General features: G+C 49.4%; 16 protein-coding genes. 3 read left to right on the top strand and 13 right to left on the bottom strand.

The genetic code is table 11. From position 1 onward, the window contains the following. Positions 1 to 329: 329 nt before the first annotated feature. Both ACK2JC_RS19995 and ACK2JC_RS19990 read left to right on the top strand, forming a co-directional pair. The gene (locus ACK2JC_RS19995; RefSeq protein ID WP_411337685.1) at positions 330 to 1,586 is read left to right on the top strand and encodes a DUF2157 domain-containing protein; all 1,257 of its coding nucleotides are present in this window, start codon (positions 330 to 332) and stop codon (positions 1,584 to 1,586) included. After that, a complete protein-coding gene (locus tag ACK2JC_RS19990; RefSeq protein WP_368271505.1) occupies positions 1,567 to 2,115 on the top strand; it encodes a GDYXXLXY domain-containing protein in 549 nt (182 codons plus the stop codon). Before ACK2JC_RS19995 ends, ACK2JC_RS19990 begins: the two co-directional genes overlap by 20 nt. A gap of 92 nt (positions 2,116 to 2,207) precedes the next feature. Here the strand turns inward: ACK2JC_RS19990 and ACK2JC_RS19985 are convergent, their stop codons facing one another. From ACK2JC_RS19985 to ACK2JC_RS19925, 13 genes are all read right to left on the bottom strand, one after another. After that, positions 2,208 to 2,903, bottom strand: coding sequence for an RraA family protein (locus tag ACK2JC_RS19985; RefSeq protein WP_368271504.1), 696 nt, complete (start codon positions 2,901 to 2,903; stop codon positions 2,208 to 2,210). After that, the gene (locus ACK2JC_RS19980; protein WP_368271503.1) at positions 2,893 to 3,426 is read right to left on the bottom strand and encodes a 3-isopropylmalate dehydratase; all 534 of its coding nucleotides are present in this window, start codon (positions 3,424 to 3,426) and stop codon (positions 2,893 to 2,895) included. The genes ACK2JC_RS19985 and ACK2JC_RS19980 overlap by 11 nt, the downstream gene beginning before the upstream one ends. After that, entirely contained in the window at positions 3,423 to 4,718 is a 1,296-nt protein-coding gene (locus ACK2JC_RS19975) for an aconitase/3-isopropylmalate dehydratase large subunit family protein (RefSeq protein ID WP_368271502.1), read from the bottom strand. Before ACK2JC_RS19975 ends, ACK2JC_RS19980 begins: the two co-directional genes overlap by 4 nt. Before the next feature lie 20 nt (positions 4,719 to 4,738). After that, positions 4,739 to 5,761, bottom strand: coding sequence for an ABC transporter ATP-binding protein (locus tag ACK2JC_RS19970; RefSeq protein WP_368271501.1), 1,023 nt, complete (start codon positions 5,759 to 5,761; stop codon positions 4,739 to 4,741). After that, the gene (locus tag ACK2JC_RS19965) at positions 5,758 to 6,756 is read right to left on the bottom strand and encodes an ABC transporter ATP-binding protein (RefSeq protein ID WP_368271500.1); all 999 of its coding nucleotides are present in this window, start codon (positions 6,754 to 6,756) and stop codon (positions 5,758 to 5,760) included. Before ACK2JC_RS19965 ends, ACK2JC_RS19970 begins: the two co-directional genes overlap by 4 nt. 32 nt (positions 6,757 to 6,788) lie before the next feature. Then, positions 6,789 to 7,163, bottom strand: coding sequence for a VOC family protein (locus ACK2JC_RS19960; RefSeq protein WP_368271499.1), 375 nt, complete (start codon positions 7,161 to 7,163; stop codon positions 6,789 to 6,791). Between the two features lie 27 nt (positions 7,164 to 7,190). After that, positions 7,191 to 8,771 carry a hypothetical protein gene (locus ACK2JC_RS19955; protein WP_368271498.1) on the bottom strand — a complete coding sequence of 527 codons (1,581 nt, stop codon included), beginning with the start codon at positions 8,769 to 8,771 and terminating at the stop codon, positions 7,191 to 7,193. A 20-nt stretch (positions 8,772 to 8,791) separates the two neighbouring features. Next, positions 8,792 to 9,142 carry a VOC family protein gene (locus ACK2JC_RS19950; RefSeq protein WP_368271497.1) on the bottom strand — a complete coding sequence of 117 codons (351 nt, stop codon included), beginning with the start codon at positions 9,140 to 9,142 and terminating at the stop codon, positions 8,792 to 8,794. A gap of 21 nt (positions 9,143 to 9,163) precedes the next feature. Then, positions 9,164 to 10,660, bottom strand: a complete 1,497-nt coding sequence (locus ACK2JC_RS19945) for a hypothetical protein (RefSeq protein ID WP_368271496.1) — start codon at positions 10,658 to 10,660, stop codon at positions 9,164 to 9,166. A gap of 105 nt (positions 10,661 to 10,765) precedes the next feature. Further along, positions 10,766 to 11,587: an ABC transporter permease gene (locus ACK2JC_RS19940; RefSeq protein ID WP_368271511.1), complete on the bottom strand. Its 822-nt coding sequence runs from the start codon at positions 11,585 to 11,587 to the stop codon at positions 10,766 to 10,768. 44 nt (positions 11,588 to 11,631) lie between these two features. Next, positions 11,632 to 12,570 carry an ABC transporter permease gene (locus tag ACK2JC_RS19935; protein ID WP_368271495.1) on the bottom strand — a complete coding sequence of 313 codons (939 nt, stop codon included), beginning with the start codon at positions 12,568 to 12,570 and terminating at the stop codon, positions 11,632 to 11,634. Between the two features lie 55 nt (positions 12,571 to 12,625). Next, positions 12,626 to 14,185 (bottom strand): ABC transporter substrate-binding protein, encoded by a 1,560-nt coding sequence (locus tag ACK2JC_RS19930; protein ID WP_368271494.1) that lies wholly within the window; start codon positions 14,183 to 14,185, stop codon positions 12,626 to 12,628. A 44-nt stretch (positions 14,186 to 14,229) separates the two neighbouring features. After that, positions 14,230 to 14,970 carry a PIG-L deacetylase family protein gene (locus ACK2JC_RS19925; RefSeq protein WP_368271493.1) on the bottom strand — a complete coding sequence of 247 codons (741 nt, stop codon included), beginning with the start codon at positions 14,968 to 14,970 and terminating at the stop codon, positions 14,230 to 14,232. Between the two features lie 384 nt (positions 14,971 to 15,354). Between ACK2JC_RS19925 and ACK2JC_RS19920 the strand changes: the two genes are divergently transcribed. Beyond that, complete coding sequence (locus tag ACK2JC_RS19920) at positions 15,355 to 16,836, top strand: ISLre2 family transposase (RefSeq protein ID WP_411337599.1); 1,482 nt, start codon at positions 15,355 to 15,357, stop codon at positions 16,834 to 16,836. Positions 16,837 to 17,045: the final 209 nt, after the last annotated feature.

Raw genomic sequence — 17,045 nt, 5'->3', positions numbered from 1 at the left:
ATATTTAAGCTGTTATGACAGCCTTTGCTTTACTTAATTAACGTATTGGCTTATTTTCTGAATATTTCGCTTATTATACTTTGTCATCAGCCGCAGGTTGATGACAAGAGATACGTTTCCTTATTATACTTTGTCATTAACCGCAGGTTGATGACAAGAGATACGTTTCCTTATTACAATATCATGATTTTGCCGGAAGATTGCCGCCGGGCACGCCTGTTTTGCCCGCCCCGGCGTCACATCCGTGACAAATGTCATCCCTGTCATTACAATCGACATCTGTTCCGCCGCGGCCGGATTGTTTATAATGTAGTTAGAAGGAAGGAGGTATGATCGTGAATACTCAGGAATTTTACCGTGAATTGGAACAGCTCACCGAGCTGGGCTACCTGGAGAGGCCGCAGCTGGACCGCATCCGGGACGAATACTTAAAAACCAGGAAAGAGCGGCACAATATTTTTCTGATCTTCGCCCTGCTGGGCGTCGTCTTTATCGGGGCCGGGGTCATTTCCCTGTTCGCCTGGAACTGGGCCATGTTCTCCCGGGAGTTAAAGGCCGTGATCGCTCTCATCCCGCTGCTGGCGGTCCAGGGCTGCCTCTGGTGGAAGCTGCGCACAGGCGCGGCGGAAACCTGGATCCAGTCCCTGACTCTGGCTCTGGGCCTGGCCTTTTTGTCCGCCCTGGGGCTGATCTACCAGGCCTATCAGCTGTCCTTCAGCCTCCAGTCCATGCTGCTGACCGGATTTGTCCTCATGCTGCCGGTGGTGTACCTGCTGGACGGCTACTATCTGGCGGTTTTATATCTGGCCGGAATCTGTTGGACCGGCTGGGGCGGCGACTATACCCTGATGGTGCTCTTTCTGCTCCCCTATTACCGGGCCAGGATCAAACGAGGCGCGAACTGCGGGCTGCTGGGACTATGCTTTTTCATCTGGTTTCTGTATCTGGCCGTATGGTATGTGCCGGACAACGCCTATTACGCCTGCCTGCTGATCCTGTTGATCTACACCACCGTGGAATCCCCGGCCCTCTGCCGGAGACTGGCCGGGCGGCTGCTGTACGGGCTGCTGTTTCTGAAAGCGGCCTTCTACCTGACGGCCAACGAGCTGCCTGAGCTGTTCGGTTACAGCGGGGGATACCGGTATTTCGTCCACTTCCCATGGCTGCCCCTGACCGCCCTGTTTCTTGCCGCGGCCGTGCTCATGTACCTGTCCATCCGTAAAACAGACCGCGATGGACAGACCGGACTGCTGCTGTTCTGCGGCATCAGCGGCCTGCTGGTTTTCGATCTCATGTTTCTGGATCCGGTTTACCGGTATCCCTATGAAATCCTGTCCGGCCTCTGCTTCATCGCATACAGCCTGTACCGGCTGCTGTGCGGGGTCAGGCAGGTAAATCTGCCTTCGGTCCGGCGCTATACGGGGGCGCTGATCCTGTATATTGTATTTAAGGTATTCCTGGGCGGACACGGGCTTCTGGTCAAAGGGATTGTGTTCGTGATCGCCGGTCTGGCATTTCTCGGGACCAATTACTGGATGACGGTCAAGCTGAAAGGAGGGGACTCACGTGAAAAAACATCGGAATAAACTGATTCTGGCCGCATTTGCGCTGCAAATACTCATGCTGCTTGGCATCGTCGGCGCCGTCTACGCAGTCTCGTTAAACGGCCGCACCGCGGTGGTGGAAGTGACCGGTTACGACCCCTACGACGCCCTGCGGGGCCGCTATCTCCATCTGCGAAACCCGGACAGCGACATACCGCTGGAGCCCGGCTCCGTGGAGCGGTACGAGGCTCTTCCGTGGGACAACAACGACGTGTATGTGATTCTGGAAACAGACCCGGACAGCGGGCTGGAACGCTTCTCCTACGCCACCCTGGACCGGCCCGGAAGGGATGTGGCCTACCTCAAATGCGCGTCCGGTTATCTGCGGACATACGACAACGATCCGCGGATTTATATTTACCCGCGGATCGAAGAATATTATTTAAATGAAGCTCAGGCCGCGCAGCTGGACCGGGCGGTTACCTGGGATACGAAAATCCGGCTGTCACTGAAACTATGGCACGGATTGTATGTGGTGGACGGGATGGAGATCGACGGGACTATTTATTAAAGAAAAAGCGCCAAACAGTATCTGTCGTGTTCCAATCATCATTTGGGCGACTCACGGCGTGATACTTTTTGGCGCTTTCCGATTTTCGATTGTCAATAATAAGTCGTTCCGAGAGCTTCGGTAATCTTAGTAAACTTTTCATCATGCTCTGCCGTATCATTCCCAATGGTGTGGTAACGCTTTAACAGTGCTTCTTCTCCCTGGAATTTTTCTTCCGCCATACAGACAACCTTCTCTGCTTCTGCTGCCCGGATCACACAGACTCCGTCCGCATCTCCCACCAGGATATCCCCCGGCATAACCACCTGCCCGCCGCAGGCAACCGGCACATTAATTTCACCTGGTCCATTTTTATATGGTCCCTGGGGCGTAATCCCCGCAGCATAAACAGGTATGTCCAGTTTTTTCAGCGAATCCATATCCCGGATTGCCCCGTCTACCACAATGCCTGCAAGACCTTTATTCTGTGCGTATGTAAACATAACCTCTCCCATAAGAGAACGGGTTATACAGCCATTGCCATCCACCACAAGAATATCCCCCGGCTCAGCCAGATCAAGTGCTTTGTGTATAAAGGCATTATCCCCGTCCGGAACTTTCACAGTAAATGCAGTTCCCAACATACAGTCGGTTTTATTTCCAATTCTACGGATATACTCTCTCATACAATACAGTCGATTCATCATATCTCCGATATTGCTGGACGGAATCCCTCTGAAACGCTCCGTAATATCTTTTGACGGCCGGCTTACTTTTGTAAAAATACGGTTTCCAATATCATTTATCATTTTCATTCACCCTCACAGACACATAATTCAACAACCCACCGGCTGCCAAAATCTCCATAGCAAAGCTCCCAAGCCCTGCTGCGGCAGTCTCCTCGCCGGTTGTGCAGTTTAAAATCTTTCCATTGATAAGATCCACGGCCAATCTGTCATTTTTATGTACCTTACGCGAAATCCCCGGACAAATCACAACAGGCAACGCCAAATTGATTGCGTTCCGATAGCTATACCTTGAAACAGAATCTGCAACCACCAGCTTGATTCCGGCCCCCTTCAGAGCCGCCATCGGATGTTCGACGCTTTTACTGCCGCAGCCAAAGTCCCTGCCTGCCACTACAATGTCGAACCCCATATGTTTAAATCCGCCCTCTACACCGGCAATCCCGTCTTCCAGGCTCTCAAAAACCCAATTTCCCATGGCTTCTCCATCAAGCCTTTCCATTGTCCAATGATTCTCCGACACAATCTGGTACACCGTGACGTCATCACCGCATGTCCAGCATTTACCTTTAATTATAGTGTTCATACCACTCCCTCCCCGCCGGCAAGGAATTTTCTTGGGTCGGTAATTTCTCCGGTAATTGCACAGGCAGCGGCAGTGTAGGCCGACCCCAGATACACTCTGCTCTCCATACTGCCCATACGCCCTTTAAAATTGCGGTTTGTCGTACTGACACAACATTCTCCCTTTCCAATCAGCCCCGGCCCATGTCCTGCACATGAGGCACAACTGGACGGCAGAATTGTTGCCCCCGCGTTCATCAGAATTTCCATAACGCCTGTCTTGACCGCCTCAAGGGCAATCTGCTGGCTGGCCGGCGTAACGAGCAGCCTTGTTCCTGAGGCCACTCTGTGTCCCTTCAAAATTCGGGCCGCCTGAATCAAATCTTCCATACGGCCATTGGTACAGGAACCGATGAATACCTGATCCACATGTTCGGACTCGACCCGTGACAATGGCCGGACATTATCCACCGAATCGGGGCAGGACAGCATCGGCTCCAGACCGGAAACATCCAGCTCTGCTTCCGCTACAAACGGCGCGTCCTCATCCGATTTCATACATTCCTTCACAGGTGCCCCTGCAAAAGCGAAGGACTTTTCATCCGCCTCAAACACTGCGCATTTTACTCCGGCTTCAGCCATCATATTCGCAATCACAAGCCGGCCCTCCAGCGACATCTCATCAATCGTTTCCCCCACGATTTCAATCGCCCTGTAGATGTATACTTCTTTCGGAAAAATACGGAGCAAACACAGGCTGATATCTTTTGCAGTGACCCCCTGGGGCACCTTTCCCGTTACCCGGACACGTAATGTCTCTGGTACCTTAATCCATGTTTTCCCTGTTGTCAGTATGGATACCGCATCTGATGCAGTCACTCCGCATGAGAATGCCCCCAATCCGGCATACATCGTCGCATGGGAATCCGTTCCCACCGCAATTTCAAGGGGACGCACAAATTTCTCCACCATCAGCTGATGTCCAATTCCATGTTTTCCCAATTCTGTCATATGAGTAATACCATATTGATCGGCCTTTTCTTTAAACCGCACCATCTTATCCGCTGCTGCGACTGAAAATGACGGTACATTATGATCAATCACCAGATACACATTTTCCGGTGCCACGATTTTTTTGCATCCTAATTCTTCAAGGGTTGAAAAAATCAAATCCCCCACATAATCATTGATCAGCAAACGATCTACTGATACGGATACAATTTCGCCGGCGCGGACACATGATCGGTCCGCACCCATAGCAATCAGCTTCTCTACCAAAGTAGCACCCAAATTACCACCTCCATTGCCGGTCACAAAGCACCGTCCTTCCATAATTAATCTATCAAATGACATGCAACCCAGTGATCCGGTGCTACCTGCCGCAATTCCGGCTCCTCATGCTCACACCTTCCGTTGCAGCGATGGGCCATACTGCAGCGGGTATGGAATCTACAGCCGGAAGGTGGATTTGCCGGCGATGGTACCTCTCCTTCCAGCGGAACCAGCCTGCCCTCGTTCTTCTCCGGGTCTGGAATGGGAATCGCCGCCATAAGCGCCGCTGTGTACGGGTGCTTATGGTTTCCATAAAGTTCATCCTTGTTTGCAAGCTCGACCAGTTTACCCAGATACATAACTCCGACCCGGTCCGACACATGTTTTACTACCGACAATCCATGTGCAATAAACAGGTAGGTCAGATTGAATTCCTTTTGCAGGTCCTTCAGAAGATTCAAAACCTGAGCCTGTACGGAAACATCCAGCGCAGATACCGGCTCATCGCAGATAATCAATTTGGGATTCGCAGCAAGCGCGCGGGCGATTCCAATTCTCTGGCGCTGTCCGCCTGAAAATTCCTGGGGATAGCGGTTTGCATGATAAGAGGCAAGTCCTACAACCTCCAGCAGATAATCTACCCTCTTTTTCATGCTCTCCCGATCTCCGAGATTATGGATAATCATTGCCTCCTCAATGGTCTGCCTCGCTGTCATACGCGCATCGAGAGACGAATATGGGTCCTGAAAAATCATCTGAAGATCGCGCCGCTTCAAACGCAGTTCTTTCTTATTCAGTTTACGGAAATCCTTACCATCAACAATAATTTCCCCATCTGTGGGTTCAACCAAACGCAGTATCGTCTTTCCAATCGTACTTTTTCCGCAGCCAGATTCCCCTACAAGGCCAAGTACCTCTCCCCGTTTCAGTTGAAATGACACGTCATCCACAGCCTTGATATTGCCGACCGCTTTTTTGACAATCCCTTTACTGTAAACCGGGAAATATTTTTTCAGATGGCGGACCTCCAGCAAAATATCAGATTGTATCTGATCGGACTGAACTCCACTTATCTGCTCTCTCATAGTATAACCTCCTCCCCGGCAGCCCCCGACAAAGCATAATGACACGCCGCCCAATGCTCGCTTCCCAGATCAACACGATTCGGACGTTCCTTTTTACACAGCTCTGTCGCATGGGGACAGCGAGGTGCAAATCGGCATCCGGCTGGTAATTTTAACAGATTCGGAACATGCCCGTCGATTACTGGAAGGTGCTCTACATCCCGATCCATCTGAGGAATACAGCGAATCAGGCCTCGGGTATATGGGTGGACCGGATGGTAAAATAAATCTCGTATCCCCGCATATTCAACAATCTGACCGCAGTACATAACCGCTACCTTTGAACACATTGCGGCGATTACGCCTAAATCATGGGTAACTAAAATAATGGACATTTTCCGTTCATTTTTCAAATCCCGCATCAAGTTTAAAATCTGTGCCTGAATTGTTACGTCCAACGCTGTAGTCGGCTCATCTGCAATCAAAAGTTCCGGATTACAGCAAATCGCCATTGCAATCATCACTCTCTGCCGCATACCGCCGGACAGCTGATGGGGATACGCTTTCAGCCGCTCTTCCGGCATGGATATCCCGACTTTCATGAGCATGTTGCATGCAATTTTTTTCGCCTCGTCGGAAGTCACACGCTGATGCAGCGTAATCGCTTCAGTCAACTGATTTCCTATGGTATAGACCGGATCAAGGGATGTCATCGGCTCCTGAAAAATCATTGATATTTTATCGCCTCGGACCCGGCTCATTTCCAGATCAGTCTTTTTTAACAGGTCATCGCCTTTAAACAGAATTTCACCGCGCACAATCTTAGCCGGCGGAACCGGAAGGAGCTGCATAATAGAAAATGAGGTTACGCTTTTTCCGCATCCGGACTCGCCCACGATTCCCAACGTTTCGCCATAATCGATGGACAAGTTCACTCCATCCACTGCAGTAACAACGCCATCATCTGTCTTAAACGTCACGACCAGATCTTTTATTTCTAATAGCTTTTCACCCACAGTTACTCCTCCCTGCCCTTAATCTGCCTGATCTATTTTTTTCCGAGAATCTCAGTAAACTGCCATTTATTTCCGTTTGGATCTACCAGATTGCTTACTTCATGACCGTACTTTGCCACAAATTTCCCTTCATCCTTAAAGGTAATTCCTTTCTCTTTCATTACCTCCCGGGTCGCCGCACCTTCCGTCAGCTCAAATGAGATATGATCAACTCCCGGCTTTCTTCCTTCCTTCGTGAGAAAAATTTTAAACATCACCTGATTTTCTCCCGGAAGCTTTAACTGGACGGACAGCTTGGGGGCTTCCCCGGACCTGCTAAGCTCCTCAAACCCCAGGGACTTGAAAAAAGCGACCTCCGCTTCCACATTGTCAACTGCAATCTCAATATGATCGACTCTCTTTAACATAATAGGTTCTCCTTATCTGTTTTTAATTTATACAAACTCAAATGAATATAATTTTACAATACGCAGTACAAACCTCAGGCGTATTGCCTTACCTTTTAATGCGGCGATGGATGTATCTCCATGCCAGCTCACACGGTAATCAAGGCTGCTGGCGCAGATACTGTCCGCATCCGCCAGCGTATACCCTTTTATCGGGTCACCATTCTCGTCCTGCACCTCCACCAACAGTTGTCCCGTCCTCGGGGCGCAATCCAGATTAACAGAAAGTCCGTTGCCATTGCATACCATTGTAACCGTGGTAAAACCGCCATATTGATCGGCCGTAATACAGCCGAGCCTGCCTTTTTTCCACACCAACCATCCCGGCTTTCCAAGCGAACTGCCGCTGTCCCTGGGATATTTGTGTGGTTCCGCACTGGCCATCACCGGCAGTGCAATCCGGTCGTCACCCAGAAACACCATTCCGATACCGGGATTCAGGTCTCCGCCATGCCATTGTCCTACAGTACCGCAATCTGCAACAGGTCCGCCGGGCACCCACTTCCAGCTGGTTTCATCCTCACTGGCAGCCATATAGACCTTTCGTCTGTCCTGAAAACGGTCATACACCCCCGGAAACATCAGCCGCTCGTCGGAGCCTGGATAACTCACCCGCGAATTCGTATAAACGTCCAGACTGGGAGCCCATTCCAGGCCGGCCTCCAAAACAACCAATGGTTTCTGCCGCCACAGATAGAAATTGTCTGTCTCCACCTGTCCCACCACACGTTTACCATTTTTCCAAAGGCGGATATAGGCCACATATTTCTTCCGGGACTCATCCCAAAAACAGCTGTTAAGGGTGTCACTGGGATAGGCCATCGCCGGTTCATCCGCCGTTTTCCAGTGTATACCATCCGGAGAGAAGGCCGCACACATGCACTTAACTGATACTATTCCGTCTTTCACGGAAAATATCTTTTGGTCAACAGCCTCACCAAACCGCTGATTATATTTTTGTTTGACCACTTCCACATTCTCACTGTAATCAATCACTCCAAGAAAAAACATCTTGTATCGCGCTTCCAGTGGCGCGGATGGGTCGACAAAAATAGAACCACTCTGAAAACCATACGGAGCCAGCTCGCGGCCATAGACAATATTTCCAGGCATACCCCGATAGGAGTACAAGCCAAGCTCCGGTTTGTCCCACTTCACGCCATCTTTGGACCGGGCATAGCAGACGACATGTCCATGCGCCTTCCTTGCTTTACCGTCAGACGGGTCCGTATAATCCCGCGGCACACAGGTATACCACAGGCGGTACCATCCGTTCTCAAACAACACCGTGTCAAAATACATATTGTAATTTGTCTCCCACGGCTGATCCATTGCGCTTAATGGCCCGACCAATTCCGCTTTTTGAGCTTCCAGTCGGATTCCATAAGGTCCCTCGGGACCCTCTGTTCGCGCAGGAGGTTTATTCCAACAGCTTACACGGCGGCCATTCTCGTCACACCAAGGAACCGCTCCGGCCTCTACATGCCTCCAGCTGACGAAACACTGCGTCCCCCGTGGCACAATGGCCTTTTTCTGAGCCAGCTCACGCCACAATTCTGTATTTTCCACAATTTGTCTCTCCGATTGAATCAATCCGTCAACTGCCAGGAATTACCGTTGGGATCATTTACGTTGCTGACGGTTCTCCCGGTTGCCGGCACAAAGCGGTTCTCTGTACGGAATACAACTCCATTGGCTTTCAGCTCATCAACCGTATGTTCATCCTCCACCCTGAAAGCAATGTGGCGAATCCCCGGCGCCTTATCGCCACTGGCGCGCATCTCAAATACCACCTGGTTCTCTCCCGGCAGCTGCATCTCAACTGCGTTTCCGTGATCCGGCAATCGGCGTTTGATGATGAATCCCAGATTTTCCAGGAATTCCACCTCTGCCTCCAGATCCTCTACCAGCATATCAATGTGATCCACAAATTTTAACATATTCCTCATCCTCCTATGGGTTTATTTTACAAATTCAAATGAAAACAACTTCGCCGAATGCATTCTGAACACCATTACAAGCTCCTGCCCGTTCAGCTCACTCAGATCCGTCTTATCATTCCAGCTTACAGGACAGGCAATCTGGTCTCCGTTCATGATATTACAGTCGTCAAAACCGTATCCTTCCAGAATCTCGCCTTTTGTATTTCTCAGCTCAACCTCTATGCTTCCAGAAGGCGTTGTCGCAAAATTCAGTACAAGTTTATTCCCGTCAAATAATATCTTCGGCGTCTGGAATGCTCCCCGCTCATCCGCCGCGAGTGCCGCAAGACGTCCCTTTTTCCAGACGGCAAGACCAGGCTGACCTAATTTTTGGTCCCCGCCACGGCTGTATTTATGTGGTCTGGAATACCCCAGCATAGGCATCGCCATCTTATCACCGGCAAGCGGAATCAGCCCTAATCCGGGATTCAAATCTCCCGCACACCAGTCCTCGCCGCTCCCGGCCTCCACGACCGGCCCCCCGGGCACAAACTCCCATATCATATCGTCCACACTTGAGGCCAGATACACGTTGCGGCTGTCCGTAAAACGATGATATACATTGGGAAACATCAGCTTCACGTTGCTCCCCGGATAGTCCATACGGTTGTTAGTATAAATATCGTCACAGGGAGACCAGTCGAGCGGAGCCTTTAAAACAATTTCCGGCGCCTGCTTCCAACAGTAAAAGTCCTTACTTTCCATTCTTCCGACTACGCGGCGGTCGCCATGGCGCAGACGGATATATGCGATGTATGCCTGACGCTTTTCATCCCACACACAGGTGTTCAGTGTATCACTTGGCTGTACAATCAAAGGTTCTTCCAGGCAGTTCCAGTGAATTCCATCGGGAGAGACAGCGCCATACAAGCCTTTCACATAAGGCTTTTCATCGATCACGGTGAATCCCTTCGGGTCTAATGCATCGCCAAATATTGTGGCGTATTTCTCCTTTGCCGCCTCCAGATCATCCACCGGCTTCAAGCCCACATATATCATTTTATACCGCTCTTGCATAGATCCGTTGGGATCCAAGAATACACTGCCGCTCTGAAAACCATAAGGACTCAGCTCCCGTCCAAAACAGATATTGGTCTCCTGACCATTAAACTGCTGCAAGCCCAGTCCGGGCTTTTCCCAGTGCAGTCCATCCTTTGACTCCGCATAGCAGAGGACCTGACCGGAAGCCATTTTATAGCGAGCATCCTTCTGCTGCATATGATCCGACGGAATACAGGAATACCAGGCCCGGTATGTTCCATTCTCGTACATCGCCGCTGTAAAATACATATTGTAGTTCACTTCCCAGGGCTCCTTCATCTCAATAACCGGTCCTATAAGCTCCGCCTTCTGAGCTTCAAGGCGTATTCCATATGCCCCGCTGGGATTGCCAGTGATTCCAGAAACCGGAACACCCCACTGCGGTGCTTTCTTTCCGGCGGATGTCCAGGCGACCATCCCCGCATCCACATACATATAGTTTACAAAGCACTGCTCTCCCTTCGGTTTTAGCGCCCCCTTATGGTCAATTATCGGATTTCTCATCCTCGTTCTCCTTTCATATTTTCTATAGCTTCATAACTATTCCATCTTTGTCATCTGCCGGATTCCGTCCCCCAGAACGTTAATACCGATCACTGTAGTCGCAACTGCAAACGCCGGGATACAAGCTACCCACCAGGCTCCGTCAATATAGGCTTGTCCATCGCTGATCATTCGTCCCCACGAAGGATATGGCCTGGCAACGCCGACCCCAAGATAACTTAAGCTTGATTCCTGAAGAATGGTCGTGGCAATCAGCAGCGTTGAAAGTACAATAACCGATGGCAGTACATTTGGAACAACATGGCGGAAAATCAACCGCTTATCGGTTGCTCCCAACGTTCGGGTGGCCAAAACATAATCCTTTTCCCGCTCCACAAGGGTATTTCCTCTCACTGTTCTGTAGATTGATACCCAGTCAGCAAGCGCCAGAATGATCACCATGGACAGAATGCTTGAGCCAAATACAGCCAAAAACAGGATACAGATCAGGAATGTGGGCAGGGCCTGCTTTAACTCCGCCAGGACACCTACAACATTGTCAACCGCTCCTCCAAAAAATCCGCCCACCACTCCGAGAACCGTTCCCAGCACAGCCGTGCCAAGAACCGCAAGCAGCGCAATCATCAGAGAAACCTGACCGCCTACCATAGTGCGGCTTAAAATATCCCGCCCCAACTGGTCGCAGCCAAAGATGTGGCCGGCGACCGGGGGAGAAAGCCGTAGCGCCAGATCTGTCTTTTCCGGATCACAAGGTGTCCAGAATACCGATAGTATCGTAATAAAAAACATAAACAGGATAATTGCTCCTCCTATTGTTGTTTTTACGGACCCTCTCCGCATAAACCACGATCTCAACATTTTTTTCAACAGAGCTTACCTCCCTCGTTGTCTTTATTCCCGATTTACTTATGTGTGACACGGGGGTCTAATACACCGTACAACAAATCAACCAGTAAATTCACTACCACAAACACACATGCCGCGTACGGAATCAAAACTTGAATTACAGGATAGTCACGTCCATTCAATGAAGTTACAAGCAGCGATCCAATTCCCGGCCAGCGGAACAGGGTTTCAACAACAACCGCTCCGTTGATCAGCTTTCCAAGCCGTAATCCGATATTGGTAATCAATGGAATCGATACATTTCTAAGGGCATGCTTATACAATACCACATTGCTGGATAAGCCCTTTGCCCTGGCCGTGCGTATATGGTCGCTTCTCATAACGCGTCCCACCTCCGTCCGGGTCAAGCGGGTCAACGTAACCACTTCATGGGCCGATAACGTAACCGCCGGCAGGATCAGGTGTATAAACGAACCGGTTCCGCCTGTGGGAAGCCACTTTAGCCTCAGTCCAAATACCATCATCAAGATGATTCCGACAAAAAACAGGGGAAACGCCTTCAGCACAAAACCGGATATGTTGATAAAATTGTCAAGCAGCCCCCCAGGACGCTTTGCTGTATATACGCCAATGGGCACAGCGGCAACTACCGTAATAACCAACGCGGTCAGTGCCAGCAACAGCGTATTTGGAATACGCGTCCAGACCAGTGTCGACGCAGGTGTCAAAAGCATCGTTCCTGTGCGGTACGCGTACGACATCCCCACGTCCCCTGTGACAAGCTTTTTAATATAAATGATAAATTGAGTCATAAGCGGCTGATTCAGCCCCCATGCCTCACGCATGGCTTCAATCTCCTCCTGCGTCGCCTCCGGTCCCGCCAGTATTGTGGCTGCATCTCCGGGTATCACACGCAAAAGCATAAATACAAGCAAGGTTGCGAGAAAGACGGTCAAGATTCCCCGAAGCACACGCGTAATTAGCATATTTTTCATACAGTAGCAATCCTTTCTTTAGGACCTCATACCTTTAACGCTTGTTGAGTGCCGCCTATTCGGAATATCCGGCCTCCGACAGCATAAGCCAGTTAAGCGGAATGTATTCATATCCTGTCAGGTTCTCAATCATACCAATGGATGAGGTGGGCACCGTCGCAAAAACATAAGGTGTATAGTCCCACAACACCTTCATGGCGTTGGAAATGTCGGCTGCGCGTTCCTCTTCGCTCTGCTGTGTATCGAGATCCGCCTCATCCATAATGGCTTCAAACTCCTCAAGATACAGGCCCGTAAGGTTTTTCATCTGGTTATAATGATACTGCGCCTCACCGCTGAAGGACCCCGGAACAGAGTTATTTGTGATATCCCACTGATCCGTCATCTTCATATCAGTCCAGGCACCGCTCTCTACCTGAGTGAATGTAATATTGAATCCAGCCTCCTGCAGCTGAGCCAGAACCAGCTCGCTCACCTCCAGATCAGACGTAAATTCACCAGAATGGAATGCAAATACGATCTCGCCGCCGTTGTATCCGGCCTCCTCCATCAACTGCTTTGCCTTCTCCAGATCGCGCTCAGGAAAACCTCCACCGTCGTAAGATCCGAAAACATTCATGGGAGCAGGACCCTGGGCTGGTTTCTGATAGCCGCTCATAATGATCTCGCAGATTCCGGCGTGGTCAATGGCATAAAGCATAGCCTGACGGATCTTGAGATCCGCAACCGGAGAATTCTCACGGACATTAAAATTGTACTGTATTGCATCGTAGCCGATTGTCTCTTTAGCCAATACCTTCAGCCCTTCGGTCTGATTAATCGATTCAACCTGATCATAGGGAACTGCATAGACAATGTCATATTCGCCGGATTTAAATCCTGCCATCCGGGCATTGTCATCCGTCACCGTATAGTAGTTGATCGTTTTTACTGCCGGCGTACAGCGCCAGTAATCCTCATTGGCCGCCAGCGTAAGGCAGATTCCCTGATCCCACTTTTCAAACTTAAACGCACCGGTACCTATGGGCGATCCATAAAAATCTTCAACCGACATTCCCGCATAATCAACAGGCAACATGGGCAGGCGGCTCAGCAATCTGGGAACAGCCGGCTGCGGAGACTGCGTTTTAATCAGAACTGTGTATTGGTCAACCACTTCACAGGACGGCGGCCATGCTTCCCGCCACTGGGTACTGTATTTGTACTTAATTGCCTCTGTGTAATGTTTGATGGAGAACGCCACCGATTCGGCATCAAATACGGATTTGTCATGAAATGTTACGCCCTCGCGCAATTTAAATTTCCAGGTCAAATCATCTACCATCTCCCACTCAGTGGCCAACGCCGGCTCTGGCTCCATCTTTTCATTAAGCCGGACTAAGCTGTCGAAAATATGCTGTGAAGCTGTAGTTGAGGTAAATCCTCCTCCCGAGCCGTCCAGGGATGTAATATCCCGGTTCACAGCTACATTGATACAATCCTTTTTCTCCGCCACCTCCACTGCCGTCGAGGACTCGGGTGTACTGGTGCTGTCCGTATTGCTCTGGCCGCATCCACACATAAACAGCACCATTGTTATAAGCAGTGCAGTTAAACGTCTCTCTCTTTTTTTCATGCTTTTCCTTCTCCTCTCTTTCAGTCCCGGTAAATCTCCGGGATCTAATACACAAAACCGCCTTCAACTGCAACTGGATATACCGCCTGATATGCTTCGGCATATTTGCACTGGGAACGCCCAAAACTCCTTGCATTATCGGCCCTTACCAATGCGCGTTGAATATATCTCTCCGCCAGCGCTTTCTTGCCCTCAAAACACGCCATGGCTGCTTTTTTCGTCTCAATGACCTCACTGATATCGATAAACAGGTTGGGTTTAAAACCATTTATCTCAGAGGCGTGAGGTTCGAAACAAAAAATAGGTGTTCTGCCGCCTGCTCCCGGCGATGTCCCTTCAATCTCAATCCCGTATCCCCCAGCAATCTCACAGGACGTGATTACATACTTTAAAATGGAGCCATGATCAGGGTTACAGTAGTCGTTCTCATGATGCGTTAAAATCAAATCCGGCTCAATCAAACGGATTTTCTTTGCCAGCAGCATGTGCTGCTCCTTGGTAGCCTGGAACGGATAATCGTCAAAGTCAAAAAATTCAATGCTCCGGACTCCCAGTATACCGGCTGCTTTCTCTGTATCGTGCTTGCGCATATTTTTACACTGCTCGACCGTCATCCCAGGCTGCTTCATCACCTCATTGGCCTCGCCCCCCGTGCCATAGGTTACAATCATAACATCCACAATGCCCCCTTCCCTGACATGTTTTGCGATTGCTCCGGAGCACCGCCAAAGCAAATCCCCCGGATGTGCAGAAACCACCAACATTTTTTTCCCCTTCATTTCCATTATTGCATACCTCCTCTTTTTGAATATGTGCTGTGTTACTTTTAGTGTAATTAAAAATATTTTATATTTGATTAATTTTAATTAGAGTATGTGCTAAATATCTAATTTTGTCAATATCTTTTTTGCATTTTTGTGTAATATTGACTAATTTATTTATATTTTTTGTTTATTTCAAATGAGAGGGGGTATTTTTTGATCAAATATAATATCTCTTGAGATCAGAACGGTTACGACCAATTCTGTTTTAAATAATAGCGTAACATTACTTTCGGGTAATTAGTTGATGGGAAATTATGTAAACTAATAAAAACAAAAAAAGAAAGCACCGCTTTGTGGTATGATTGGATTTGCGAAAAACGATCACAACAAAGGACGGTGCTTTCTATGTATAATAGTATACTACATTTTATCGAAAATGACATCAAGGAAATTGAAAATCTCGTAGCGGCCATGCTGAAAGGTAATAAAGAGCCTCATGACCTGTCACAGGATATCCATGACCGGATGCTGGGGCTCGGGGCCAGGCTGATTGCAGAACTGTATGAAAAAATAGATGATGAGATTAGAGAAAGTCTGATACGAAAGAAAAAATGGAACATTGAACAGCGCAATGAATCGAAGGAACTGTTGGATATCCTGGGACCGATCCGGTTCCGCAGGACTGGCTACAGGGATAAGAAAACCGGGAAATTCGTCTACCTCCTGGATGAAATCCTTGGAATTGAAGGACATCAGAGGATCACGCTTGGGGCAGCCGCATGCATTCTGGAAGAGGCGGTACAGACCAGTTACGCTAAGGGAGGCCAGACCATCCCCCTTATGGGACAGGTCAGTAAACAGACTGTAAAACGTCTGGTTCATGACACAGAGGCCCAGCTCCCTGTCGCACCACCGGCAGAAAAGAAGCGGTTGGAATACCTGCATATCGTAGCGGACGAGGACCATGTGGCGGCCCAGTTCTGGAACCAAAAGGGGGACCTGGGGAAGGACAGCCGCGGGAATAAGATCAACACCATCATGCCGAAACTCATCTGCCTGTATGAGGATGTGGTAGATGAGGCGGGGGAAACCTCAAAGAGCCCAAGACACAAACTAACCGGGAAACACTACTTCTGCGGTATCTACAAGGGACAGGAAGCAAACAAAAGGTTATGGGAGGAGGTAAGGGACTATATAGACACCTATTATGATACTGAATATTTGAAATGCGTTTACATAGCAGGAGACGGTGCTGGCTGGATTCGCGCGGGCTGTGAAGTGCTGGGGAAGGGGAGGTTTGTGCTGGACAAGTTCCATATGATGAAATATGTGAATATCTCCGTATCCCATCTGCTGGACAGCGCGCAAGAAGTAAAGAGTGAGATTTGGGAATGCTTGAACGGCCGCTACAAGAAACGGCTGCAGAAGGTCTATGCTGAAATACTGAAGATAACAGAGGAAGGCGGGAAGTATCGGGATGTAGAGGGTGCCCTTGGCTATTTTCTGAACCAATGGGATGGGATTCAGATCCGGACGGAAGAGGCAGGGGCCAACTGGAAATGCTGTGCGGAAGGCCAGGTGAGTCATGTGCTAAGCGCGAGGATGAGCAGTCGTCCGATGGGCTGGAGCGAGCAGGGGTGTGGCCGGATGTCAAGGCTACGGGCATATACGAAAAATGGTGGTAAAATCATAGATCTTCTGGCATATCAGAAAGAACGCCGGAGAGAGAAGCCGCTGTCGGAGGAAGAAATAGAGATGAAAAAGGAGGTGTGTAAAAAGCAGGCCGGATGGAGATATCAGGAGCGTCTCCGGGGGCGTCTCCCCGGACTTGAGCAGCATAGTATGAAATGGATGCGCGTATGGATTAACCAGGAACTGGGCGCCTAGAATGCGGCTTTTTTCTGCTTGACTACAATCGTACAGGGAAGCAAACACACAAGTCAAGGGCAGAAAGCTGAAAGGAACCCTTGAGTTGTGTGTTTGCTGAACGTAAAATCAAAAAGCAGAAAAGAGGCGGTAGAAAAAATGGGCAAGATATGATAACCTAGAAAGAACAAATCTAAGTTCTGCCATATGGGTGAATTCTATCCTTTTGT

The sequence above is a fragment of the Enterocloster lavalensis genome, from assembly GCF_046603895.1.
Lineage (GTDB): Bacteria > Bacillota > Clostridia > Lachnospirales > Lachnospiraceae > Enterocloster > Enterocloster lavalensis.
This window is presented reverse-complemented; position numbering and strand designations above follow the sequence as displayed.